The organism is Citrobacter sp. Cf072 (assembly GCF_030334485.1).
GTDB lineage: Bacteria > Pseudomonadota > Gammaproteobacteria > Enterobacterales > Enterobacteriaceae > Citrobacter > Citrobacter freundii.
The window spans coordinates 1-419 of sequence record NZ_JAOWDX010000004.1 but is presented as its reverse complement, the minus strand read 5'-3'; the positions used below and the strand labels follow the sequence as shown (position 1 = coordinate 419).

General features: G+C 46.8%; 2 tRNA genes. Both read right to left on the bottom strand.

The features are described 5' to 3' along the window. Positions 1-135: 135 nt before the first annotated feature. A tRNA-Ala gene (locus OGX66_RS00025) sits at positions 136-211 on the bottom strand. Positions 212-316: 105 nt separating this feature from the next. After that, positions 317-393: transfer RNA gene (locus tag OGX66_RS00020), tRNA-Ile, on the bottom strand. Positions 394-419: the final 26 nt, after the last annotated feature.

The window sequence follows — 419 nt, the reverse complement described above, 5'->3', positions numbered from 1 at the left end:
TCATTTCTTATTACGGAGAAATGAAACAGTGTGTCGTTTCAATTTTCAGCTTGATCCAGATTTTTAAAGAGCAAAACTTCGCAGTGAACCTTTTCAGGTACACTCTGAAGTTTTCTTGTGTTTTTGCAGTAAAGATGGTGGAGCTATGCGGGATCGAACCGCAGACCTCCTGCGTGCAAGGCAGGCGCTCTCCCAGCTGAGCTATAGCCCCATCGTAGTTATCTCATTCACCTTAATTCCTGCTGAGACAAGGCGTGGAGCGGCGAAGCATACTGAAGTATGCGAGTCGTTTCACAACGCGGTATCAGAAAGAATTTGGTAGGCCTGAGTGGACTTGAACCACCGACCTCACCCTTATCAGGGGTGCGCTCTAACCACCTGAGCTACAAGCCTGCAGAGATTTTCTTACTGCTAATTTT